This is a genomic window from Microcoleus sp. FACHB-1515, assembly GCF_014696105.1.
GTDB lineage: Bacteria > Cyanobacteriota > Cyanobacteriia > Elainellales > Elainellaceae > JAAUTJ01.
On the sequence record NZ_JACJPO010000036.1, the window covers coordinates 46,694 to 71,554 of the forward strand.

Annotated in this window: 19 protein-coding genes; 13 read left to right on the forward strand and 6 right to left on the reverse strand. The window is 53.0% G+C overall.

What is annotated here, in order from left to right; genetic code table 11:
- Positions 1-150: 150 nt before the first annotated feature.
- The 5 genes from H6F67_RS11830 to H6F67_RS11850 all read left to right on the forward strand — a co-directional run bounded on the left by H6F67_RS11830 (position 151) and on the right by H6F67_RS11850 (position 8,186).
- Positions 151-675, forward strand: coding sequence for a hypothetical protein (locus tag H6F67_RS11830; protein WP_190766586.1), 525 nt, complete (start codon positions 151-153; stop codon positions 673-675).
- A 12-nt stretch (positions 676-687) separates the two neighbouring features.
- Positions 688-2,673 carry a penicillin-binding protein 2 gene (locus H6F67_RS11835; protein ID WP_190766588.1) on the forward strand — a complete coding sequence of 662 codons (1,986 nt, stop codon included), beginning with the start codon at positions 688-690 and terminating at the stop codon, positions 2,671-2,673.
- Positions 2,674-2,941: 268 nt separating this feature from the next.
- Positions 2,942-4,597 carry a vanadium-dependent haloperoxidase gene (locus tag H6F67_RS11840; protein WP_199304370.1) on the forward strand — a complete coding sequence of 552 codons (1,656 nt, stop codon included), beginning with the start codon at positions 2,942-2,944 and terminating at the stop codon, positions 4,595-4,597.
- Between the two features lie 30 nt (positions 4,598-4,627).
- The gene (locus H6F67_RS11845) at positions 4,628-6,145 is read left to right on the forward strand and encodes a polysaccharide biosynthesis protein (RefSeq protein WP_190766590.1); all 1,518 of its coding nucleotides are present in this window, start codon (positions 4,628-4,630) and stop codon (positions 6,143-6,145) included.
- 130 nt (positions 6,146-6,275) lie between these two features.
- A complete protein-coding gene (locus H6F67_RS11850) occupies positions 6,276-8,186 on the forward strand; it encodes an acetate--CoA ligase family protein (RefSeq protein ID WP_190766592.1) in 1,911 nt (636 codons plus the stop codon).
- Positions 8,187-8,248: 62 nt separating this feature from the next.
- Here H6F67_RS11850 and H6F67_RS11855 read toward each other — a convergent pair whose 3' ends face one another.
- Positions 8,249-8,539: a hypothetical protein gene (locus H6F67_RS11855; protein WP_190766594.1), complete on the reverse strand. Its 291-nt coding sequence runs from the start codon at positions 8,537-8,539 to the stop codon at positions 8,249-8,251.
- A gap of 544 nt (positions 8,540-9,083) precedes the next feature.
- Here H6F67_RS11855 and H6F67_RS11860 point away from each other — a divergent pair.
- Positions 9,084-9,395 (forward strand): DUF6439 family protein, encoded by a 312-nt coding sequence (locus tag H6F67_RS11860; RefSeq protein ID WP_190766597.1) that lies wholly within the window; start codon positions 9,084-9,086, stop codon positions 9,393-9,395.
- Here H6F67_RS11860 and H6F67_RS11865 read toward each other — a convergent pair.
- Positions 9,392-9,670, reverse strand: coding sequence for a hypothetical protein (locus tag H6F67_RS11865; protein ID WP_190766598.1), 279 nt, complete (start codon positions 9,668-9,670; stop codon positions 9,392-9,394). The two genes, H6F67_RS11860 and H6F67_RS11865, sit on opposite strands and share 4 nt — an antisense overlap.
- Before the next feature lie 209 nt (positions 9,671-9,879).
- Here H6F67_RS11865 and H6F67_RS11870 point away from each other — a divergent pair, with 209 nt between their 5' ends.
- Positions 9,880-10,398, forward strand: a complete 519-nt coding sequence (locus tag H6F67_RS11870; protein WP_190766600.1) for an orange carotenoid protein N-terminal domain-containing protein — start codon at positions 9,880-9,882, stop codon at positions 10,396-10,398.
- A gap of 57 nt (positions 10,399-10,455) precedes the next feature.
- On the opposite strand, the gene pheT is transcribed toward H6F67_RS11870, so the two are convergent.
- Positions 10,456-12,930, reverse strand: coding sequence for a phenylalanine--tRNA ligase subunit beta (gene pheT / locus H6F67_RS11875; protein WP_190766602.1), 2,475 nt, complete (start codon positions 12,928-12,930; stop codon positions 10,456-10,458).
- Positions 12,931-13,212: 282 nt separating this feature from the next.
- Here pheT and H6F67_RS11880 point away from each other — a divergent pair, with 282 nt between their 5' ends.
- The 3 genes from H6F67_RS11880 to H6F67_RS11890 all read left to right on the forward strand — a co-directional run bounded on the left by H6F67_RS11880 (position 13,213) and on the right by H6F67_RS11890 (position 16,079).
- Entirely contained in the window at positions 13,213-14,856 is a 1,644-nt protein-coding gene (locus tag H6F67_RS11880) for a serine/threonine-protein kinase (protein WP_190766604.1), read from the forward strand.
- A gap of 10 nt (positions 14,857-14,866) precedes the next feature.
- Complete coding sequence (locus H6F67_RS11885) at positions 14,867-15,163, forward strand: DUF3493 domain-containing protein (RefSeq protein ID WP_190766606.1); 297 nt, start codon at positions 14,867-14,869, stop codon at positions 15,161-15,163.
- A gap of 118 nt (positions 15,164-15,281) precedes the next feature.
- On the forward strand, positions 15,282-16,079 hold the full coding sequence (locus tag H6F67_RS11890; RefSeq protein ID WP_190766608.1) for a hypothetical protein: 798 nt from the start codon (positions 15,282-15,284) through the stop codon (positions 16,077-16,079).
- 25 nt (positions 16,080-16,104) lie between these two features.
- Here H6F67_RS11890 and H6F67_RS11895 read toward each other — a convergent pair whose 3' ends face one another.
- Positions 16,105-16,473 (reverse strand): hypothetical protein, encoded by a 369-nt coding sequence (locus H6F67_RS11895; RefSeq protein WP_190766739.1) that lies wholly within the window; start codon positions 16,471-16,473, stop codon positions 16,105-16,107.
- 913 nt (positions 16,474-17,386) lie between these two features.
- Between H6F67_RS11895 and speY the strand changes: the two genes are divergently transcribed.
- The 3 genes from speY to H6F67_RS11915 all read left to right on the forward strand — a co-directional run bounded on the left by speY (position 17,387) and on the right by H6F67_RS11915 (position 22,103).
- The gene (speY, locus tag H6F67_RS11900) at positions 17,387-18,580 is read left to right on the forward strand and encodes a homospermidine biosynthesis protein (RefSeq protein ID WP_190766610.1); all 1,194 of its coding nucleotides are present in this window, start codon (positions 17,387-17,389) and stop codon (positions 18,578-18,580) included.
- Between the two features lie 536 nt (positions 18,581-19,116).
- Positions 19,117-20,802, forward strand: a complete 1,686-nt coding sequence (locus tag H6F67_RS11910; RefSeq protein WP_190766614.1) for an ABC transporter ATP-binding protein — start codon at positions 19,117-19,119, stop codon at positions 20,800-20,802.
- A gap of 275 nt (positions 20,803-21,077) precedes the next feature.
- A complete protein-coding gene (locus H6F67_RS11915; protein ID WP_190766616.1) occupies positions 21,078-22,103 on the forward strand; it encodes a long-chain acyl-[acyl-carrier-protein] reductase in 1,026 nt (341 codons plus the stop codon).
- Here H6F67_RS11915 and H6F67_RS11920 read toward each other — a convergent pair.
- Positions 22,100-23,677 (reverse strand): hypothetical protein, encoded by a 1,578-nt coding sequence (locus H6F67_RS11920; protein WP_190766618.1) that lies wholly within the window; start codon positions 23,675-23,677, stop codon positions 22,100-22,102. The two genes, H6F67_RS11915 and H6F67_RS11920, sit on opposite strands and share 4 nt — an antisense overlap.
- Before the next feature lie 102 nt (positions 23,678-23,779).
- Positions 23,780-24,472, reverse strand: coding sequence for a glycosyltransferase family 2 protein (locus H6F67_RS11925; protein WP_190766620.1), 693 nt, complete (start codon positions 24,470-24,472; stop codon positions 23,780-23,782).
- Positions 24,473-24,861: the final 389 nt, after the last annotated feature.

Consider the following 24,861-nt stretch of genomic DNA (forward strand, 5'->3'; position numbering starts at 1 on the left):
CTGCGATCGTGATCCCCGCAAATTTCTTTAGAAATTCACGCAAAACAAGCACTTGTTTTTCGCAAAAACGACGGTAGTATGAGTACGCTCATTCGGAGTAATGCTGTTTTGCAAGCTGATTAATCTGCTGGTGGTGAAGGAGCGAAGTTTATGTCTGCTGTGCCAAATCCAATTCCAACGCCGCGCTTGCGGTCTCGTCAGCTTGCAACCGAGCGACGCCGATCGATGACGCCGCCTTCTCGCGCCAAACTGGTGACGATGGCTCCGGCTGTCCGACCAACGGATCGATCGACGGTGCGTTCTTTGCCGAACACGCGAGCGATTCCCAAGTGGCTGCGGATGCTTGTTCTGGCGCAGCGGGGATCGTCGATCGTCACCTTTACTCTGGTCGGCCTGACGCTGCTGGTGTATGGCTGGACAGTTTATGCACAAGAGCTTTGGGGACGGCAATATCGCCAGCTTGAAGCGCTTCAGCGGCAAGAGCGACAGCTTACCGCCACAAATGAAGCCCTAAAGCAAAATCTCGCTCAGCAAGCTGAACAGTCCGACAGCCAGCTCGCCCCGCCCAATCCAAGCAGCATTATTTTCCTGCCGCCTGCCTCACCGCGCCCAACGACGGCTCCGGCCACTGCTCCGGCCACGCCGCTCGCTCCGAACCGCCCTCTTGCTTATTAATTTGGATTTGGCATGGCGAGCTTTTTTCCCCGCATTGGCGCTGGCCGTCGTTCATCTGCCCGACGCGATCGATCGCCTGCTGGAGTCGATCGCAAGCGCCGCAATCGGTCTACGCCGCCTAGTCGCGCCGTCACGATTCGCGAATCACGGCGAACCAGCGCGGTTCCGTCTCGATCGTGGCCACGCTGGGCGCAACACAGCGCTCGCGCCGCGAAACGACTCAGCGAACTTTTGCAGGTGCAATCCCAGCCTCGCGCTCAAGTGACGCGCTTGCGGCTGACGATCGTGTGGGGAATTTTGCTGCTGGCTGGCTGCGTGCTGGCGGCGAATTTGTATCGGCTTCAGATCGTGGATGCGGCGAAACTGCAACAGCGAGCGCAAGCACAACAAATCACCGATGTGCGTCCGTTTGTGCCGCGCCGTCCGATCGTGGATGATCGCGGCAATGTGCTGGCGATCGATCGGCCTGCCTATACGCTCTACGCCCATCCGATCATGTTCCACACGGCGAGGCGCGCAGTCGCCGAACAGCTTGCGCCAATTCTCGATCAGTCAGTGGAATCGCTGACCGATAAAATGCTCGATGGCGATTCGGGGATCGAACTAAGCTATGCTCTGTCAGAAGATGTGGCCGATCGCGTCAAAGATTTGGGGCTAGACGGATTGGAACTGGTGCAGCATCCGCAGCGGCTTTATCCGCAAGAAGATTTGTTCGCCAATGTCGTCGGCTATGTGAATTTCGATCGCGAAGGCAAAGCCGGATTGGAAATGGGGCAGCAAAAGCAGCTAGAGCGTCCGATCGAAACAGTGCGTCTACGGCGATCGGGGAATGGAACGCTGATGCCAATTAGTACCGATACGAATGCGGACGCGCCCCACGATCTGATTCACCAAGACGATTTGCGCCTGCAACTCACGCTCGACGCTCGACTTCAACGAGCCGCCCGATTTGCGCTTCAGCAAAAAGTCACCGAGTTCAAGGCGAAGCGCGGCGCGGCAATGGCGATCGATGTGCAAACGGGTGCGCTCAAAGCGATGGTCAGCGTTCCGTCATTCGACCCGAACGAATACTACGAGTTTGACGTGGAGCGCTTTCGCAACTGGACGGTCAGCAATCCATATGAACCCGGATCGACCTTCAAGCCGATCAACGTCGCGATCGCTCTAGAATCGGGAGCCGTTCGACCTGATGAAAGCTTTAACGACGAAGGTCAAATTTTCGTCGATGGCTGGCCTGTGCAAAACAATGACTACGAGTCGGCAGGCGGTCGCGGCTCCCTCAGCCTCACGGAAATCATCAAATATTCCAGCAACGTCGGCATGGTGCATGTCATGCAGCGGATGCAGCGATCGAATTACTACGAGTGGCTAGAGCGAATCGGACTGGGTAAAACGGTCAAGATTGATTTGCCCGATGAAGTGCCGGGAATGCTCAAAACCCACGAACAGTTTGTCGGCGGCGCGATCGAACCAGCAACTGCTGCCTTTGGTCAGGGCTTTACGCTAACGCCAATTCAGCTTTTGCAGCTTCACGCCATGCTTGCCAACCAAGGCCGCATGGTGACGCCGCACGTAATTCAAGGGCTGTATGGCGCGACAGGCAAACCGATGTGGCAGCCCGATCGACCCGAACCGCGCCAGATTGTGTCGGCACAGGTGGCGCGATCGGTGATCGAGATGATGGAAGCGGTTGTGGAATCGGGAACCGGAAAAGTCGCACAGATCCCCGGATACCGAATTGCTGGCAAAACTGGAACCGCCCAAAAAGCGAGTGAAACAGGCGGATACTCGAACGCGAGAATTACCAGCTTTGTCAGTTCATTTCCGGCAGAAGCGCCGCGCTACACGGTTTTAGTCGTTCTCGATGAGCCAAATGGCAGCAATGCGTTTGGCTCCACCACGGCTGCACCCGTTGCCAAAAGCATCATGGAAGCGCTGATTGCGATCGAGCAGGTTCCCCCCAGTCAGCCTGTGCCAACAGCTTCACCCACGCCGTAATTCCAATTCCATCAACCTGTAGGAAATACTGAGTCATGTCGATCGCGACAGTCTCAGTATTTTCACTGTTTCTGCGGTCGAAAACGATTGCTTTATGAAAATTAGAAGAAGCAATTGATCAGAGTGCCGCGCTCCTAATGAATTTCCAATGAAGGCTATCGACAGGCATTCGGAGAACTCAGTAAAAAGAGGGGTAGCTTGCGTGCAATCACGCTGAAAAGCAACGACAAAGCCTAGCGAGAACCGACAAGCCCTTCGGACTTTACCAATGACTCCTACCCACTACAACGGCTACAACTCAAATACTCGTTCTGACGAACTACGCAACAGGGTGTCAATGCCGCATAAATCCGGACATCAGCTTGAGAATCGCCTGCAAACCAATCAGCGTTCTTTGAATTTCGATCGCACCCTTCGCAGTGGTTCATCGCGTCGCTTGAAGCGATCAACCAATTCTCCTGCACCAATGCTGCCTGGAGTGACGCTTTCTGCGTTTTCGGATTCGGGCGTACTCGGAGACAACAAAACGACTTTTTCAACTGTTAGCCTGGTCGGCCAAACCTCAGCCAATGCGATCGTGCGGCTCAAAGGCACAGGTCGATCAACGGTTGCAGACGACAAAGGCAGATTTCTCTTCAGCAATGTCGCGCTGGCTGCGGGAGGAAACGAGTTTAAAGTTGTGGCGATCGATGCTGAAAAGCAAAGAAGCGTCTCCACCACATCAATTCGCCGTGTCGCTGCCGATCGAGTCAGTGCCATTGTCGAATGGAACGCCAACGCGCTACGAGCCATTGTCACCGGAGCGACGCCGCCGCCCGCTGCCGCTCGCAGTTTGGCGATCGTTCACACGGCAATGTTTGATGCTGTCAACTCGATTGTCGATCGCTACAAAGCCTACCGAGTCAACCTGGATGCTCCTGCGGGTGCTTCGGCAGAAGCTGCTGCTGTGACTGCTGCTTACGAAACCTTGATCAAGCTGTTTCCCACCCAGAAAGCGACGTTTGATGCGGCCTATCAAAATTCGCTTGCCAAAATTCCAGATGGACAATCAGAAACCGATGGCATTGCGATCGGGCGATCGGTTGCCGCCACCATTCTTGAATCGCGCAAAATGGACGGAGCCACCACAGCCGTCTCCTACACGCCCAGCACAACACCAGGTCTTTGGAGACCGAGCGCACCGGAATTTAAACCTGCTGCCTTGCCGCAGTGGAAGAACGTTACGCCGTTCACCATGACGAGCGGTTCACAGTTTCGACCTGCCGCACCGCCGCCGCTCACCAGCAAGATATGCGCCGAAGAGCTAGAGCAGGTGAGAATTCTCGGTCGGCTCAACAGTCGTCGTCGCACTGCCGAGCAAACCGAAATTGCGCTGTATTGGGCAGATGGCGGCGGCACCTATACGCCACCCGGACACTGGAACCAAATCGTTGAGCAAATTGCCGCTGAGGGGAACGGCGCACTGATCAAAGATGCCCGCACGTTTGCGCTGCTCAATCTGGGACTGGCTGATGCGGGAATTGCGGCTTGGGATGCTAAATATACCTATAATTCTTGGCGTCCGATCGATGCCCTCCGTCTAGCCGACACCGACGGCAACCCGCGCACACAAGCGGCTCCGGGCTGGAACCCGCTGATTTCAACACCCAATCATCCCGACTACATATCGGGACACAGCACCTTCAGCGGCGCAGCATCACAAATTCTCACATCGCTGTTTGGCGATCGATACACCTTTACATCAGGGTCAATCGGTTTACCCGGTGTGACACGAACGTTCAACAGCTTTCGTCAGGCCGCGAACGAAGCTGGCATCAGTCGCATTTACGGTGGCATCCACACCGAATCTGCGAACCGAGCAGGCAAGGCAACGGGAAGAGCCTTAGCTGACTACATCGTTGCCAACTTTCTCACTCCCCTTTAATGCCGTGTAAAACTCATTGAATCTACCTGTATGAACTCCTTCAGTCCCCTGAGCAAATCCGCGATCGTCGAAGCGATTCAAGCCCTCGTCCCCCCCGGTTCGCCAGAGCCACAAGACCCTCAAACGATCGCCGCCCTGCAAGAACTAACCGTCAAGCTGGTTGAAGCCTATCAAGCTGATGGAATGCTGCAAGCCGATCCGTTTGAAGAAGTTTGGGAGCGCGGCATCTACCTCTACGAAGCGGAAGTGCGCGATCGACTGGCCGGAAAGACCGTTTTGGTGACAGGGGGCGAAGGCTGCGTCGGCCAAGCCTTGATTCAAAAATTGGTTCAACTGGGTGCAGGCAAAATCGTGTCAGTAGACAAGGCACGATGTTCAACTGGGGCAGAAACCGAAACCGCGATCGCAACGCAAATTCCGGTGATTTACTATGCCGTTGATATTCGCGACCTGACCGAATTGAACCAAGTTTTTCAAGCCGAAAAGCCAGAAATTGTTTTTCATCTCGCCGCTCAGCGCTTGCCCTGGCTGGCAGAACGGGAAATTCGCGAAACGGTGACAAGCAACATTTTTGGCTCGCAAAACATCATCGAGCTTTGCGAACGCCATCACGTGCAGCAGTGCATCTATTCCTCGACCGGAAAAGCCTCGCGCTACTTCACAACCGAAGTGTATGCCGCCTCCAAAAAAATGAGCGAGTGGCAGTTTGCCCAAGCCGCGCAGTCCGGCCAAACCGCTTACGGCATGGTGCGGTTTACTCACATGCTCGACAACAGTTCATTTTGCGAATATTTCGACAACAAACTTCAGCAAAACAAAATCGTTAAAGTCCACGCTCCCCATCGATACATCGTGGGTCAAAACGTGGGGGAAGCAATGCACCTGCTGCTCAACGCCCTTGTGCTGTCGCAGCCGGATCACCTGAAATTCTTTTTGTGTCGCAACTTGGGCTGGCCTGTGGAAACGCTCGAAGTTGCCCTGCACAAAATCTTGCACTCTGGCAAGAAAATTCCCCTTTATTTTCAAGGGTTGATAGCCGGATATGAAGAACCGTTCTTCCGAGGTCAAGTAGACTGGAGCAAGCCGACTCAGATTAACACGCTCATCAGCGTGATCGAAGACCAGTGGCGATCGATCGATTCCTCTGGCGATATGATCGTCTCGACCGTCGCTCCTTTCTCGCAGGCCGCGCTTGCCAAGCATTTGCTGCTGCTGCGATCGCTCAGCGACAATCCTCAAACTGTAGAAGCCGAAATCAAACAAAGCTTGGCTGATGCAACCAAGGAAATTGCGGCTTCCACCTTTGCCCAAACGCCGCCGGATGTACTGCTGAAAATTTGGAAATGGGGCTTTGATGTGAATCATTGGACAGCAGGCCAAGCGATCGATGCTTATCATCAAGACTTGATCGATTTGCTGCTCGGCGGTTTGTTCAAAGGGTTGAACAGACTGGACGATTTGTCTGCGTGCATGAATGCGATCGCGCCGTACCTCAAGCGTGAGGCCAAACGGACATCCACGATTGAGATGACCGCTTCGATCAGGTAGGCGGCAGAGGGCAGAAGGAATTCCAGCTCAAATCTTCTGCCTCGTCCTCTGCCCTCGATCGCGTCTTGCGATAGATGAATCCTTGAGAGGTCAGCGCTAGATCTGGTGAGGAATAGTTAAAACTCTCAAAATGATTCTTGAACACGATCGCGAAATTGTTCGCGTTAATGCCAGAAAAACTGATGTATTTGATGCATTCAATTTCAGATATTTTATTGGGGCAAATCCCTACTTAAATGCACCCGCTTATGTGTTTGATTTTGCGTTAACCAACAATGCCGAGCCGCTGCCGCTAGAAGATTACATTGAGGCAATTGGCGATCGCTATCTGCATCTACGCGAAGAAGAATACGACTCTTACGCTCATTTGTTTGCTCGCACGGTGGCCGAAGTCAGCCAGCTAGAAATGGATCTGCATCTGAACCGCTGGAGCCAAAAGCCAACAGAAGCTTATACGCGCATTGCTGTCCAGTCGCTTCATGCCCGCACCAGTCGCGCGATCGTTTACTGCGTTTGGGATTGGTTCGAGGCGATTTCTAAGCGGCAAGCGTTTTCGATCGATGACCAGATCGAAGTGCTACAAGACTCATTTCGGCGATCGGTCTATGGTGGCCCAACGGTCTACGCACTTTTGAAAACCGCTGATGATTTGAGCATTCCCACATTTTACCTGTGGGATGAAGGTCTGATGCAGTATGGCTACGGCAAGCATCAGGTGCGCGGCACCGCAACCACGTTTGATACTGACAGCCACCTCGATTCGGATTTTACCACGCGCAAAGACGACTGTAAAGCACTGCTCAGCACAATGGGCTTTCCGGTTCCCAAAGGCGAAATCGTTTTTCGCTTGGCCGAAGCGCTGACCGTTGCCAAGCGCATCGGCTATCCGGTCGCCATCAAGCCTGTGGTCGGACACAAAGGCAATGGCGTTACGGCTGATGTGCAAGATGCCGACGAGCTAGAGCAAGCGTTCGATCGAGCCGTCGCTGCGATCGAACCCAATCAGCCTGTTGAAGTGATTGTCGAAAAAAGCATTTCCGGCAAAGATTATCGGTTGCTGTGCGTGAATGGTCGCTTTGTCGCCGCGACCGAACGTCAGCCCGCTTCAGTTGTGGGGGATGGCGATTCAACGATTCAAGAATTGATCGATCGCGAAAATCGCAAGCCAGAACGTTCCGACACGCCGACTTCACCGATGGGCAAAATCAAATGCGATGAGGCAATGGAGCGCTATTTGCACGAGCAAAAATTGACGTTAGATAGCATTCCAGAACGCGATCGCCGCATTTTCTTACGCAAAGTTGCCAATCTTTCCGCAGGCGGATTAAGCATCGATGCTACGCACAATATTCACCTGGACAACGTGATTTTGGCACAGGATGTGGCGCAGCATTTCCGCTTAACTTGCCTGGGCATTGATGTGATCAGTCAAGACCTTTCTCAGTCTTGGAAAACCGGAAATTTCGGCATCATTGAAATCAATGCCGCGCCTGGTGTTTACATGCACCTCAAGCCTGCGATCGGTGCGAGTGTCGATGTTCCTTCACACATTCTCAAGACTTTTTTTGACTCTAGCCATGAAGCGCGAATCCCGATTATTACCTGCAATCGCGTTACGGCGCAGGAATTGCAGGAAATGATCGACTACATTCTGCTTCAGCATCCTGATTGGACGGTTGGGGCGGTTTGTCGTGAGGCAGTGTTGATTAATCGATCGCAAAAAGCGCAGCATCCCGACTACAACACAAACATTCAAAATATGCTGCGCCATCCCAAACTCGATTTGCTCATTGCCGAATATTGGGAAGATATTTTGGATGAGGAAGGCATGTTCTACTACGGCAGCAATTTGCTGTTTCTCGACAATCCAACTGAAATTGAAATGATGCTAGCTCGCGATGTGTTTGAGGACACTACGATCGCCATTCGTCAGCAAGACACCATCACCATTCAGCGTAAAGGCCTGATGGAGCAATATCAGCTTGGCGAAAATGAACCGTTCAGCCGGGTTTACCTAAAGGAAATTGCCACGATCCTTTAATCGATCGCGCAACCTCCCAAACTATCTTCCTCAACTTCGAGGGAGGTAGTTTTTTGCTGCAATTAAATCAAACCTGAAGCCAGTTCACGAGTAATTAAAATCTGAAATTTACCGGGAGGATTGCTGCTGTTCAATCGGCGAATATTGAGATGATAAGTTCCGCTTGCCAAATGAATATCGCGCTCCATCGACACGATCGGCAAATCGCTCGTGCTGCTAATTTGCAGCGCTTCACAAGTGTCTAGAATGGCTTCAAGCATTGGCAGTTCGATCGTGCCCGTTGCCCGCTCCACTAAAGCGGCAGCAGATGGCGTGAGGCGATCGCGAAATTCGATCGTTTTATCTTCGTTCATCGTTAAAATATCTGCCAGGAAAAATGTTTATTTACCATTGCAGCACATGAAGTTCCGTTTTGCTGGCTGGCACGGTTCAATTGCTCACTTCAGCTAAGGAATCAACTTGATTTTCTCAATAGCTTCCCCTGGTTAAAAACAAGTCCAATACCAGTAGACCCCTTGGCGATCGTTGCTGGGTCTATTCGTTTTATGTTTAATCATTTTGGGGGTCTTGCTTGTGACTTTGCAGACGCGGCACTTTGTGTACGTTTTCATAAGCAATGGCGCGACTTTCAAATTCGCGGCGTGACGGTATGAAGCATGAAACTTTCTCAGAATAAAGGTTTTACTATTTTTAAGTAGTGGAACACCATTCAAGGGGATGAGGGCAAAGGCAACGCAGATTACAAATAATCTTGACCAGCTACTTAGAATCAGCATTTTAAATTGAACTTCGGCAAAAGGATGCGTTATCAAGCGGCAAAGGTTTGGCTTAAGTCACAACGTGCCAAATTGCCGCTTGAGTTTGGTAGCCTAGAGGCAAACCTCGATCGCTTTTCCTATGTCAAATCTTCCTTCTGTCGGTGCCGTTTCGATCGCTGCACCTCGTCAGCACGACCTCAGCCAAGTCGATACGATCGAACTGGCGCAAGTTCTCGCGGAACGATTGGCAATTCGACCGAACGATTGGCATCGGCTCAAATCAAATCGTAAAGCACGCTGCGGTGAACAGGCAGCGATCGCCCTCGTCTATCTGCTCAAAGACCAGCCGGAAGAAGCACTGGCGCGACTTCAGCAGGCAACCGGATGGCTCGATCGATCGATTTCGGCTCCGCCCTGCCCGACGCACGGCACGAAGACGCCACCTGCCTAGCTGTCTTCAGCCACTTCAGATTTGCCTTTGCTTTGATAGGCCGACAGCAAGGCCGATCGCACATAAAAATTGGTTTGTCCGGCACTCGCAGCGGGCGACGATTCGATCGCCATGCTGGTCGCGCTTTGGGGCAGGAGGTTTGCCGTTGAATGACACATAACCGTCAGCAGGCAAGAACAGCAGGCCAGCAGCACCAAATCGAGATGCTTGCTGGAGACGAGTCGGGGGGCAGAATCGATCGGCTGCGTTGCCGCTGGCCGTTTTCTAGTCAACACAAGTGCAACTCCAAACTAAAACCCAATGCCAGCATACCCAATGCAACCACGAGTTTACAGTCGCAGGTTTCAGTTGTTGAGATGGCACAAGCTGCTTTTGTTACTTCTGCCTTGAGACTGAGGCGGGCTTCCTTCTCTTGGAGGGCGCTTTGAAATCGTCAATTCTGATACTTCTAGGATGCAAATTAATAAAATTCTTGGAGGCGCGAATGAAGGCAGACAACATGTCAGCGATGCCAGATGAAACCAAGCAAGCAACAGAGGCATTCAAAAAGCTGGGAACCGATGACAAGCTGGCGCTGTTTTACCTGATCTACAAGAAGATGGGCGATTCGGTTACGCCTGCGGCTCCGAGTGCGACTGATCCCGAACTGACACCGCTGCTGATGGGACAGTTTTTTGAACTGTCGGATGATGAACAGTTGGCGGGAATGCGAGCGATCGTCAACAAGGAAGATACCGAACTCTCTCGCGCTTATGGCGCTCTGAAAGAAAATAATCAGTTGATGGTTTGGTACGCTTGGGCGCAGGCGATGGGTGATACGGTCGTAGGAATGCCGGGTGACTATCAGGCAACCGACACCATTAACAATGCGCTCAAGCAAATTGAAGGGCTAGAGTTCCAAGAGCAAATCACGATGTTGCGCGAAGTTGCTCGCGACATGGGTTACAGCGAAGTGCAGCCGATTCCGACTCAGGCTGAAACAGGCAAAACTCCTAGCCTGTAGACTTTTGGCAAATTCATTCAACGGAAGGCCGATCGAGCGATCGGCTTTTTCACGTCTCTACGATCGCAACTCCACCTGAAATTTTTCTTCCAAGGCTTCACGCACCTTTTGCTGAACGGGTTCCACATCCGTGTCGGTCAAGGTGCGATCGCTCGCCCGATAGGTAAGGCGGAACGCCAAGCTGCGTTTGCCTTCAGGGACGTTTGCGCCACGATATTCATCAAATAGCTCGACGCGATCGAGCAGGTTGCCGCCCGCTTTTCGCATTACCCGTTCGAGTTCTGCGACCGAAACTTGCGTCGGCACGAAAAAGGCCAGATCGCGATCGGAAGCCGGATAGGGCGAATAGGGCTGGAACTGCGGCGTAATCAAATCATCGCGATCGAGCGCATCGAGCAGCACATCCAGGTCAAGCTCGAAAACATATATGGCATCTGGCAAACCGCGAGACTGTCGTAGTTGAGGATGAAGCTGGCCGAACGTGCCCAATCTTTCGCCGCGAATCCACAGGGAAGCGGTGCGTCCAGGATGAAGACGGGCATCTAGACGATCGGGCTGATATTCCACATCGAGTCCCAACCGCTCAAATGCGCTCTCAAGCATTCCCTTGGCTTCAAACCAAGTAAGGGGCTGTTCGCGGCCAGAGCGCACCCAGCGGCCTTGAGTGGAATCGCCACCGATGATTCCCGCGACGCGATCGGCTTCGCTGAGTCCTTCTTCTTCGCGCCAAAAGACGCGCCCAATTTCAAACGCATTCAGCGCTCCGTTGTTCTGCTCCAGGTTGTACTGGAACGCATCGATCAAGCCGGAAATCAATTCGGTGCGGAGGGCGGAATATTCGGTGAACAGCGGATTGGCAAGTACGACTTGATTTTCGCCTTCGGTTTTGACCAGCGAGTAGTGAATGGCCTCAGTCAGCCCAACGGCACGAAACGCCTGATGAATTTTGCGCGTCAGGGCTTGCTCGATCGACAAATAGCCATACTCAGTTTTGGCAGGCAGCGTATCGCAGAAATTGTTGTACCCGTACAGCCGCGCCACTTCTTCGATCAAATCAATTTCGCGCTCCAAATCTCGATAGCGATACGGCGGAACCGTAACGTTCCACACTTGCCCCGCTTCAACGGGCATCAGCCGACAGCCCAGCGTCGTCAAAATTCGCTCAACATCTTCGGCTTGCAGTTCGCCTGTTTCCTCGATCGCATCTGCTTCGGTACTCGGTATGGCGGGCAGATCCGCACCCAAGTCGATCGGTCCCAATACCTGATTGACGCGATCGAGCCGCAGTTCGATCGTCCGGGTGGACTGAGTGGGACGCGAATCGGCGATCGCCTGCGCTCCCACCGTGCCGCCAGCCAACGACAAAATTAAGTGAATGGCGCGGCGGCAAGCAATTCCCAGTTCCGCCTGATTCACGCCGCGCTCGTAGCGGGCTGACGCTTCTGTTCGCATTCCTTGCGATCGCGCTGAGCGCCGAATCGCAACCGTATCGAACCACGCTGCTTCTAGCAGCAAATTTTGGGTGTCGGGATGAACTTCGGTCATCTCGCCGCCCATCACACCTGCTAGGGAGACAGGGCGATCGTTCGCGGTAATCAGCAAGGTTTGATCGGTGAGCGATCGCGTTTGTCCGTCCAGCGTCGTCAAGGTTTCGCCCGGACTAGCGTGACGCACGCCGATCGCCAAATCGTCGCTTCCCCCAGCTTGGCGGAGTCGGTCGCGATCGAAAGCGTGGAGCGGCTGACCCCACTCCAGCAAGACATAATTTGTAATGTCAACCACGTTGTTGATCGGGCGTGTTCCTGCCGCCTGCAAGCGACGCTGGAGCCAAGCCGGAGACGGCGCAATTTTCACGCCTTCGATCGCCGTGCCGATGAAGACTGGGCAGGCTTGCTGAGCGGCCAGATTCACGCTTAAGCCTGTTGCGTGGGGATCGATCGCCAAGTCAGGCACTTCGGGTAGCTTCAAGGTTTGTCCGGTCAAGGCGGCGACTTCGCGAGCAACACCCACCATGCTGAGCGCGTCAGCTCGATTCGCGGTCGAAGTCAGATCCAGCACTACATCATCGAGACCTAGATAAGGCCGCGCATCCGCGCCCGGATGCAGGTCAGACTGCTCGAAGATGTAAATACCTTCAGATTCTTTTGCCAATCCCAATTCGGACAAGGAACAGATCATGCCTTCAGACGGCACATCGCGCAGCTTGCGGGGACGAATCTTGAGATCGATCTTCGGCAGATACGTGCCGATCGTCGCGACAGGTACAAAAATATCGGCTCGCACATTCGCTGCCCCACACACGATCGTCGAAGGCGCATCCGCTCCAATATCAACGGTGCAAACGCTGAGTTTGTCCGCGTTTGGATGCGGCTGGCGATCGACGACGCGACCGACAACAACGCCTTCTGCCCAGGTGCGGCGGTCTTCAATTTCTTCGACTTCAAACCCTGCCATCGTCAACGTTTCCGCTAACTCTTCGGGCGGTTGCGTCAGTTCGACGAGTTCTCGTAGCCAGTTCAAAGAAATCCGCATGGTCAAACGTTGGGGTGCGATCGTGCCCCCATATTTTATCGTTCTGTAACGCTACCAGTGCCAAAGGTGATATTTATCGAGCGACTTGACCGCAGGTATATGGGCTTTTATGGAAATTTCAAGCAAAATGAGGATAGCTTTAGCAACTCTTCAAGAGAATTCCCGCAGAAATCGCGCTTTATCTCGTCTTTCTTGGAAAGATAATGGAGGTAGGTCGGGTGCAGCCTATCGCACCTTTACCCGAAATCATGGGCGAATAACCCAGCGAGCGAGCAATGCCGAATGAGTTACTGCCTTAATCCTGTCTGCCCACACCCGGAAAACCTGACGCACACCGAGCTTTGTCAAGCCTGTGGGTCAAAGCTGCTGCTGCGCGATCGCTATCGCGTCATGCAAGCCCTCGGTCAAGGTGGATTTGGGGCGACTTTCCTGGCTAAAGACGAATCGCTGCCGGGCAGTCCCTACTGCGTGATTAAGCAGTTGCGACCTGCGGCCACCTCGCCCCACGTGATGCAGATGGCGCGGGAGCTGTTCAAGCGCGAAGCCAAAACGCTCGGCAAAATTGGCAACCACCCGCAAGTGCCGCGCCTGCTTGACTACTTCGAGGCGAATCAGGAATTTTATCTTGTCCAGGAATATATCAGCGGCTCAACGCTCCAGCAGGAAGTGAAGCGATCGGGGCCGTTTAGCGAAGCAGGCGTCAAGCAGTTCCTCAGCGAAGTGCTGCCGATGCTGCAATACATTCACAGTCAGCAGGTGATTCACCGCGACATCAAGCCCGCCAACTTGATTCGGCGATCGCAAGACAAAAAACTCGTTTTGATCGACTTTGGTGCAGTCAAAGATCAAGTCAATCCGCAGCGAGCCGGAGCGTCCGAGCAAACCGCACTCACCGCTTATGCGATCGGCACACCCGGATATGCGCCGCCTGAACAAATGGCAATGCGTCCCGTTTATGCCAGCGATATCTATGCCCTGGGCGTGTCCTGCATCTATTTACTGACCGGAAAATCGCCAAAAGATCTCGACTATGACCCGACAACGGGCGAACTGATGTGGGAAAAATACGTCCACATCAGCGAACACTTTGCGGGTGTGCTGCGGAAAATGCTGGAAGTTTCCGTTCGCCATCGCTACCAAAACGCCACGGAAGTCCTCAGAGCGCTGGATCTCGAGCCGTATCTCGACAGCTTGGCGCAAAGCATGGTGGTGAAGTCGAATCGATCGACCCGCACGTCCGATTCCACCAGCAGCAGCGGCCACTCAGTTGATTTTGGTGAACCCACATCGCCCTCGTCACCCTCGGCACGGATGGCGGCGGCGATTCGCGCTCGCAACGCCAAGAGCATGAATTCTTCCGAGTCCACCAGCATTCAAACCAGCACAACGGCGCGGCGATCGCTGCCCGTGCGCCCTCGCACCGCGCCCGCCAATGGTGCGACCACTGCCATGACCAGCGGCAACTCCGGCGGTTCAGCTAGCAAAGCCGTCACGCCCAAGCTCAGTGCCGATGAACTGCTGAGCGCCTATGCAAAAGGCAAGCGTGACTTTACTTGCCACGATTTGAGCTTGCTGAACTTGCCGCGTGCCGTGCTGTCGAACGCGAATTTTCACCAGTCACGGCTGCACAAAGTTAATTTTCAAAATGCCAATTTGTTTAGCGCGGATTTTGGCCGCGCCAGCCTCAATCAAGCCGTCCTCAAAAATGCCGACCTCGCCCGTGCCTACCTCAGCCATGCCGATTTAGCCGGAGCCGATTTGCGCGGCGCAGACCTGAGCTATGCCTATTTGAGCAACGCCAATTTGCGCGGCGCGAATTTATGCGGCGCAAATCTCACGGGTGCCAAGGTTTCCGACGAACAGCTATCAATGGCTCGCACCAACTGGGCAACTGTGCATCCCAGTGGACGACGTGGCATTTGGTAAGCTTAAATTCATGACACAGCCTTCTAACCGCCGTCCGATCGATCCCGACACCAATCAGCCCATTGCTGCCGAAAAATACGCTCGCCTCAAAGCGGAAGCCAAAGCACCCTACCGAGGCTTGCGCCAGTTTATCTATGTCGCGTTTGGCATGTCAGGCTTCATTGGTGGATTCATCTTCTTCTTTCAACTGCTAGCTGGCCGCGATGTCGAAACAACTCTGCCAAATTTCGCTCTTCAAGTCGGCGTGGTTGCCTTAATGATTTGGCTGTTTCGCCTGGAGCAGCGATCGAAGCGCAGCTCGAAGTAGCTGGGCGCAAGTGGCATAATTTGAATTTCTTCGGGAGAATGGAAGGTATAGACCTGGCGCTTCACAGGCAGTTGATGCGACTCGCTGCCACTTGGACGACCTCCACTTTTGACCCGCTATGAAGACTCAGCGCCGAATTCTGGAGCGAGCAAGACAGGGCGATCCAGCGGCGATCGCCACTTGGCTCACCTGCTGCCTACATCGTCGCGGGCTAAGCGCAACCGCCACGCCAGAAGGCGACTGCCTGCATTTGCTGCTTGAATCAGCTCAAATTCCCGATCAGCAAAGCGCGATCGCCACAATCTTGCACGAACTCGACCAGCTTGCCCCGACTTTCCAAGCGCTGCATGTCACAGGCAAACAAACGGGTCAAGCGCAGCCCGTTTGGGATTGCCGCTTGGATTTGCCCGCCGCTGTAATAACCCAGCCAGCTCGATCGCAAAGCGCTCCCGGAACGGTATCGCCGCACCGACAGCGCTTCGTGTATACGGGCATGACGGCGATCGCCGCTTTGATTGCCGTGAATGTGGTGCTAGGATTTCGATCGATTTTTCGCTTGGGCGGAGAGTCTCGCGCGTTTGCCAACCAGGTCATCCCTACGATCGTTGAAGAATGGAATGCAACCGCACTGATCGATCGCGCCAGTCCGACGCTGATTGAAGCGACGCCGCCAGAAGATTTGCAGCAGACTTTCTTGCAGCTTTCACAGCAGTTTGGAGCGTTTCAAAGTGCTGAACCTGCAAGCTGCAATTTGAGTCCAAAATTTACGCTGGAAGGAAAGGTCACAACCAGTCGTTGCGAAGCGGCGATCGACTTTGAAAACAGCACCGCGATCGTCGAACTTGATCTGGTGCAGCAAGACGCGAATTGGCAAATCGATCGCTTCTCAGTGCAGCCTGACAAATCGATTCCCTAGCTGATTTTCAACATATTTCTGGGCTTTAGGCGGTTGGCGCTAGCGGAAAAGCTTTACGCTGGGATAGCACGATCGCAGAGATGGGAACAATCGATCGCGGTTCAGCTTCTTTTTCTTTGGCGAAATTTTTTGCGTGAGTTGAGGAATGAGCAGTTGAACTTAGCGTTGATTGACTCACTGAAAAACAGCTTTCGGCTAGTTCAACTGCTTCAAGCTTCCATGCCTGCATTTCTTCTTGTTCCCAAGACCGCACGAAAGCTGGAACAGCGAGCGAGCAAGCTTTCCAGCGACCTTGAACTAGCGCTCCTAACTGCTGACAGTTGCCACCTCTTCGCCCTTCTAGCTGATAGTGGCGGCAGTGTCGGCAGGTAGAAATGTTGTCCGAGCCTTGCATAGGAGTTTTGATTGAAATTGTTTTTTCTTGATTTGTTCTCTTTTGTATCATCTAGGTTTTCTTCAAAAAACAAAGCTTAAGAAGCTGAACACAAGATCAGAGTAAAGCTGTAGCGATCCCAAATAAAAAATAACGTATAGACTTTCTTTAGATTTTGGTTACAACAAGACATATTTGAGCTGTTAAAACGCGATCGCCACTATCTTCACAAACAGCCTGAGATTATTGTCAAACTAGCTGGGGATCAACCCAAACCGCGATCGATTTCACAACTAAAATCCTGCTTCTATCCACAGGTAAATCTTTTTTAGAAAGTAAATTGATTTGCAAATTTTTTGAAACACTTTGTAAGTGCAAGCACAATCGAATTTGTTGAGCCTGAGCAATTAATGTTTGCAAGAATACAAATTTTTCAAACCTAGATCGCGATGGAAATTTAACTAGCACACCCTAGAACCCTCCAACGACGTTACGCTTGCTGGCGATCATCTTCCCAAACGCGATCGTCGCTGCCGAACAACAGTGCTACACTAAAGCGGTAATGTTGCAAAAGGTTGCGGCACGTTGAACCTCCTTTCTTTAACTAGAAATCCCTGGCAGCCCCAGTGGACTCTGGAAATGAAATTGCAGCGTCGGCGGCTGAGCGATCCGGCTCTGTCTTGGGTTGACGGATGCGAAGGACCCAGTATGAACTGATCGATCTGTAACTATAGGTTTGCTGGCGATCGCCTTCGGAACGCTGCGCGAACTGGATCGATCAGGCTTTGAAGATTTTTCTCACTCAATTTACTTGCTGAAACGAGCAAAGCTAGCTGGTCTTGAGCAGTCGATCGCGTGTGATCGACTCAAGAAAAGCGGCTTGTTCGATCGCACTGTCTTTTCGCCCTTTCTTGCATTTGAACTGGAGCCAATCATGTCACAACTGCTCAGCCGCAAAATTGCGCCTGTCCCCATGCCCGCCGACATCAACGTGGTGGACTTGATCGACAACTATTTCACGGCCTACAACTCTGCTCGTCTGCGCGAAACCTGCCATCTGCTCAGCCGCGAAGTCATGCAGGCAGGCGTCACGGTCGGCCTCAGTTTGTCCGGTGCAATGACGCCCGCAGGCTTTGGCGTGTCCGTCCTTGCTCCGCTGATGCGGCACGGCCTGATCGACTACATCATCAGCACGGGCGCAAATTTGTATCACGATTTGCACTACGGACTCGGACTCGACCTGTACGCCAGCCATCCGTTTGTGGATGACGTGAAGCTGCGGCAAGAAGGTCGCATCCGCATCTACGACATTGTGTTTGGCTACGATGTGCTGCTGGAAACCGACGCTTTCCTGCGCGAACTGCTGCGGGCGGCTCCGTTCCAAAAGCGCATGGGCACGGCAGAATTTCACTATCTGCTCGGCCAGTCGGTTCACCAAATTGAACAGCAGCTTGGCGTTCCGCATCCCTCGCTGCTAGCAACCGCCTACGAATGCGGCGTTCCGATCTACACGTCGTCTCCGGGCGATAGCTCGATCGGCATGAACGTCGCCGCGCTTTCCCTAGAAGGCTCACAGCTCATGATCGATCCCTCACTCGACGTGAACGAAACGGCGGCGATCGTCTATGCTGCTCGCAATTCCGGCATTCCGGGCGTTGAGGGCAAAAGCGCAGCCGTGATCATCGGCGGCGGCAGTCCGAAAAACTTCCTGCTGCAAACGCAGCCGCAGCTTCACGAAGTGCTCGGATTGGAAGAGCGCGGCCACGACTACTTTGTGCAAATCACTGACGCCCGACCGGACACAGGCGGACTTTCGGGCGCAACGCCAAACGAAGCCGTAAGCTGGGGCAAAGTCGATCCTGAAGAACTGCCCAACACGATCGTCTGCTACACCGACAGCACGATCGCCCTGCCGATTCTCGCGGCCTACGTGATCAGCCAAACACCTCCTCGTCCACTGAAGCGACTGTTCGATCGACGGAGTGAACTGCTAGAAAACCTGCGCCAAGATTATTTGGCAGCACAAGCTAAGCCGTCCGATGAGTTGGTTGAAGTGAGGGCGATCGCGACTCCTGCCCCGCAACCTGTCGCCACTTACCCTTGCGGTACACCGATTCGCCGGAAGTAGATCGATCGGGTTTTACTCAAAGCAGTAGAGGCATGAAAATATGTGTCTCTACTGCTTTTTCGATCGGGCTGAAATACACTGAAAAGCAAATCGAGGTAATCCACAGCACACAAGGAGCAAGACAATGACTAGCTGTTCTAGTGGCGGCGGCTGTTCGAGTGGTTGTTCGGGCGTTTCCGTTTCCACCCCTACATTCAGTGTCGGTTCATACGCTTCTTCTTGTGGCTCTGCACAATCTTCTCAATCTTCTGAAAACTCCTCTGGACAAATTGAGAATCCAAAAGTTGAGGTGTCTATTAGGAATATTGTTGTTCTTTTTCTGAGTTTAATGGGAGTTTTCTCCTGCCTGTTGCTGATTGCCGTGATAAACACTGTCCTGGAAAAATCCAATACTGCTCCGCAACCAACGCCTACGCCCGTAATTAGTCCATGAAGAATCCCCCGGCAGAGGCGATCGCCAATCCGCCAATCCGCCCCAACAGCCATCATCCAAACCCGTATAATGACAGCGCAGAGCAAAACGATCGCTGCCTCGGATGACTCAAGCTTTACTGACCGTCGAAAATTTGCGCGTCGCCTATCCCCGTACATCTCGCAGCGCGATCGATTCCTGGGCGATACCGGAACGGGAGCGCTTCGCGATCGATGATGTCTCCTTCCAGCTTTCTCCCGGTGAAAAGCTCGGACTCGTGGGCGAATCGGGCTGCGGCAAATCGACGCTAGGACGTGCGGTCATGCGTTTACTGCCGTCTGGAAGTCGGGTCGAGGGTCGCGCTTTGTTTGCGGGCGAATCGATTTTTGACTTTTCGATCGATCGCCTCCGCCAGTTTCGAGGAGAAGCCGTCGCGCTGGTTTTTCAAGACCCGATGACTCGGCTTGATCCGGTCATGACGATCGGAGAACACTGCCTCGAAACCTTGCTCGCCCATCAGCCGCAACTTTCTAAAACGGCTGCAAAAGATAGAGCGATCGCCACACTCGAAGCCGTCAAAATTCCCGCGACCCGCTGGGGACAGTATCCGCACGAATTTAGCGGCGGAATGCGGCAGCGAGTCGCGATCGCGCTTGCCTTGTTGCTTGACCCAAAGCTGATTGTGGCCGATGAACCGACAACCAGCCTCGATGTCACGGTTTCCGCGCAGATTTTGCAGGAATTGACTCGTCTATGTCGCGATCGCAACATGGCGCTGCTGCTGATTTCGCACGATCTGGCGATGGTCGGCGAATATTGCGATCGCATCGCCGTGATGAATGCCGGAAAGATCGTGGAAACTGGAGCGGTGCAAACGGTTTTGACGCAGCCAGAGCATGAGTATACGCGATCGCTGCTCGAATCTGCCCTGCACCTGCAAGCCGCCACGCCAGCCGCCTTGCCGACTGTGGATGTTGCGCCTTTGCTGCGTCTGCAAAACCTGAAGCAGCACTACACGCTAGAGCAAAACTTTGTGGCGCGGCTGCTGAACAAGGCAAGCGAGTCCAAAGAGCGCACGATCAAAGCCGTAGACGACATCTCGATCGATCTGTATCCCGGTGAAATTCTCGGTCTAGTCGGCGAATCAGGCTGCGGCAAAAGCACGCTTTCCCGGACGATTTTGCAGCTTGTCCGTCCAACATCAGGACGAGTCGAATTTTTGGGACAAGATTTAACCGCCTTGTCGCGATCGAGCCTCCGCGCCCAGCGTCGCCAGATGCAAATGGTCTTTCAAGATCCGCACGCCTGCCTGAATCCGCAAATGACGGTCGGACAAAGCATCACCGATCCGCTGCTGATTCACCGACTTGCCACACCCACTGAAGCAAAAGCGCAAGTTGAACAAATGCTCGATCGCGTCGGACTCACTCCTGTAGACGACTACTATCACCGCTATCCAAGCGATCTATCCGGCGGACAGCAGCAGCGCGTCGCGATCGCCCGTGCCCTAATCACTCGTCCCAAACTGCTGATCTGCGATGAACCTGTCAGTATGCTTGATGCCAGCGTGCAGGCACAGGTGCTTGAGTTGATGCTGGAACTGAAGCGCGAATTCGACTTGACCTATCTTTTCATCACGCATGACCTTTGGGTTGCCAGATTTTTGTGCGATCGCATTGCCGTCATGAACGCCGGAAAAATCGTCGAACTCAACACGACGCACGAAATTTTCACAAACCCACAGCATCCCTACACCCAAACGCTGCTGAAGGCTGCACCGCTGCTGGCGCGATCGGGTGTGGGGAGTTAGGAGTGTGGCTGTCATCCCTTGCTCAAGCGTGTCGTTGCCGCCCTCACCATCTTGCCCAATCCTCGCCAAACCAACAGTTCTCGCCGCTGCCCTAATCTCTCATCCTCAATTCCCCGAAACCTAACTTCGCTCCAGCCCGTCAAGATTTCGATAAGATTTCCGTGTAGGGGCGATCGTAAACATTTGTATCGTCTTTATTTTGTGCGATATTGCTTTAAGAGCGAATCGCCGCCTGCACCAATTTCAGCCGGATTGATAGGGATATCAAAGCATTCATGTTTGGTTTAATCGGTCATCTCACAAGCTTAGAACACGCCCAGTCTGTCGCCCGCGAATTAGGATACCCCGAATACGCCGACCAGGGACTTGATTTTTGGTGCAGTGCGCCGCCGCAAATTGTCGATACGATCAAGGTAACGAGCGTCACCGGACAGCAGATCGAAGGCCGCTACGTCGAATCTTGCTTTTTGCCGGAAATGCTGGCAACTCGCCGGATTAAAGCCGCTACGCGCAAAATCATTAACGCAATGGCGCACGCCCAAAAGCACGGCATCAACATCACGGCTTTGGGTGGCTTCTCGTCGATTATCTTTGAGAATTTCAACCTGGCCCAGATCGGGCAGGTGCGGAATGTGAAGCTGGAGTTCGATCGCTTCACGACCGGAAATACGCACACGGCCTACATCATTTGCCGTCAGGTCGAGCAGGCTTCTAAGCAGTTGGGGATTGATTTATCGAAAGCGACGATCGCCATTTGTGGCGCAACTGGAGACATTGGCAGCGCAGTTTGTCGCTGGCTCAATACCCGCACGGATGCCGCTGAACTGCTGCTGATTGCTCGCAATCAAGAGCGCCTGCACGAGCTACAGACTGAACTGGGACGCGGCAAAATTATGAGTTTGGAAGAAGCCCTACCGCAGGCGGATATCGTGGTTTGGGTCGCCAGTATGCCCAAGGGCGTCGAGATCGATACCGCAACGCTGAAGCATCCCTGCCTGATGATCGATGGCGGCTATCCGAAAAACCTCGGTACGAAAGTCAAGCATCCCGACGTGCATGTCCTCAATGGTGGCATTGTCGAACATTCGCTCGATATTGACTGGCGAATTATGAGCATTGTCAACATGGATGTGCCCGCACGCCAGCTATTCGCCTGCTTTGCCGAATCGATGCTGCTGGAGTTTGAAAAGCTCTACACCAATTTTTCCTGGGGACGCAACCAAATCACCCTGGAAAAAATGGATCTAATCGGTCAGGTGTCGGTGAAGCACGGTTTCCGTCCGCTCTTGCTGTCGGCCTAGCTGCTTCGTCGCTCCGCTGCGGCCTTGATCCGGTAGGGCGCGATCGTATAGCCTGAAACTTTTTGCGGTCTACCTGCTCTTACCAAACACCGACGAAACTGCTCGGTTTCAGCGGGAAATCGGTTGAGCCATTTATCTTTAACCAGATAGATCGTATCGGACGCAAATACCTGAGGAATGCAGCGACGGCAGCGCACTCCCGCTCGCACTGGCCGACTGCTACGCAGGTGGGGCGGCGCATCCGCAGGTGGGCAGGGCGTTTTACCTTTGGGATCGTGAGGCGTGCAGTTGAGATTGGCCGGATCGACGCTGCACAAAATGTACGATCGCCAGTAATCTCCGATAAATCCGGCATTTCCCAGCGCTTTGATTTCCTGAAGCTGCTGAATTTGGGCGATCGGTCTTTGGATGGTGTAAACAAAGAGCGGCAAGCTCAGACTCGATGCGATCGCCGTCATCAGCATCAAAATCGTTGCAGTGCGAGCAAGGTTTGTCGGTAAAGCTTCAATCAGCAGCAGCACAGCCAGCCACGCCATCACATAAATCACGGTGAAATAGCGCAAATTTAAGCCGTTGCGATACACCCAAAACGAAATCAGCAGCAGCGGCATTCCAATTGCAACCGTGCCAAGAAATAAATAAAACCAGCGAGAAGTCGATCGCAGAATTTTCTGACGGTGAGCGGCGATCGCCCAAGCCAAATAGCCTAACAGAATGACCGCTAAAATTGCGTGCCAGCTTAAAAACAAATTGTTAGTTTGAAAGGTGAGCGTATTCCAAAAGGAAGTGAGCAATCGCCGCAGCATCTCGATCGATTGTTCCGGTGTGGCAAACGAACTGTAGTTGCGGCGCGAACTCGCATTATTTTTGGCAAATTCAACAAAGGCAACTCCTAATCCAGCCGTTAGCAAAACGGTTACTGCATCTTTGATCACCGTTTTTTCGCGTAGCTTCCAAGCTTTGTAAAGCTGCGACAGTCCCCACAAACTCAATAAAAATAAAGGAACGATTGTAAAATCAGACACCCACAGGCTGAAGAACAAACAGGCGGTTGCTGTGGCGAGCCACAATCGTTTTTGTCCAATTTTTTTCGTTTGCGAAAGTCGATCGATCGCGACGCAAGCTGCACCAATTAGCGCGATCTGCGGACCATAAGGCTGGCCAATAAAATCGAGTTCCGTGAAGGGAACCAGCGGCAAAAACCATACTAAGGCGAGTGCCAAGCGTGAAACAGCATGACGCAACAAGCTTGCAAGGCAAAGGTAGCCAAAAATTAACAGTCCATACTGCACGATCGACACGACCACCACAACGGGCAAGGGCAGAATTTTGAGCAGAAAATGACTTAAAACCGGAACTAAACTGCCCAAGCGGTCTTGTCCCCAGTAATAAAAATCGTCCGGAAGCTTCAGGTGATAAGCCATCAGCACATGCACGGCATGATCGGAATTAAGCCCAGGCGTAAAGGCAGCGGCAAACGATCGAATTGAGAGCAGTACAATCGGCACGATCAGCGCGATCGCTAACCAATTCCACTTGCGATCGCGGCTTGCTAATGAACGGTCGATCGTCATGGTTGTTCCTTAGTCGTGCGGAGATTCAATTAATTTAGGCGTAACTTAGACGCAAAAGTTAGGGCTTAATGTTGCAACAGTGTGTTATTTTGCGGGGCGAAACTAACGCGAAAACAAATTGTATTTCAAGATGCAGTAGATCGCCCGAAAGCCGTCTTTCCAGCCAATTTTTTTGCCTTCTTTGTAGGTGCGTCCGTAATAGGAAATTCCAACTTCGTAGATGCGGCAGCCCATTCTCGCCACCTTTGCTGTCACTTCTGGCTCAAAGCCAAAGCGATTTTCGCGAATTCGCACCGACTGGATCACCTCGCGCCGAAACGCTTTGTAGCAGGTCTCCATATCGGTGAGGTTAATGTTAGTAAACATGTTCGAGAGCATAGTTAAAAAGCGGTTGCCAACCATGTGCCAATAGTAAACCACGCGATGGGGTTGGCCACCGACAAACCGCGACCCAAAGACAACGTCCGCTTTGTTATCCAAGATCGGCTGAATCATAATTGGAAACTCTTGCGGGTCATATTCCAAATCAGCATCTTGCACGATCACAATATCGCCCGTTGCGGCTGCAAATCCGGTTCGCAAGGCTGCACCTTTGCCCTGATTGTGATGATGGTATACGACGCGATCGACCTCAGACTCGATCGTCGATTGCAGCAGATCGCGGGTGCCATCGGTCGAGCAGTCGTCCACGATAATTACTTCGATCGCCTCGACCGGAGCAGCTTTCACGGCTTTGACCACTTGGGAAATTGTGCCGAACTCATTAAAACAGGGGATGACAACGGAAAGCTTCATAGGGCAGCAGACAGGGGGTTAAAGGGCAATCGCAAATATTGAGAAATTCAGTCACAGCCGCGAAAAGATCTGGCAGCAAACAGTGTATCGGCATGCGTCCGATCGGGTCAATCCGAACAGGGCGGGAGTGGGGCGGTTGCCAACGCTCCTGTTGCCGCATTGAGCCGAAACCCGATCGCAATCGGTTCAAGATAGCGGTTCGAGTTAGTTTCAGCGAACTTGAGCGTTCGGCTCGAAAATTGATTTCCTGGTGCGGGTGTCTTTTCCCTATCGATCGCGCCTGCTCACTTGACGCAGGGAAAATTCCCTTGTGCCGCTATGCTAAAGATTGAATGGTTGTGCGGTGATTCGATCGATTTCCATTCGTGCAAGTTTTAGGAGTTGTCTGG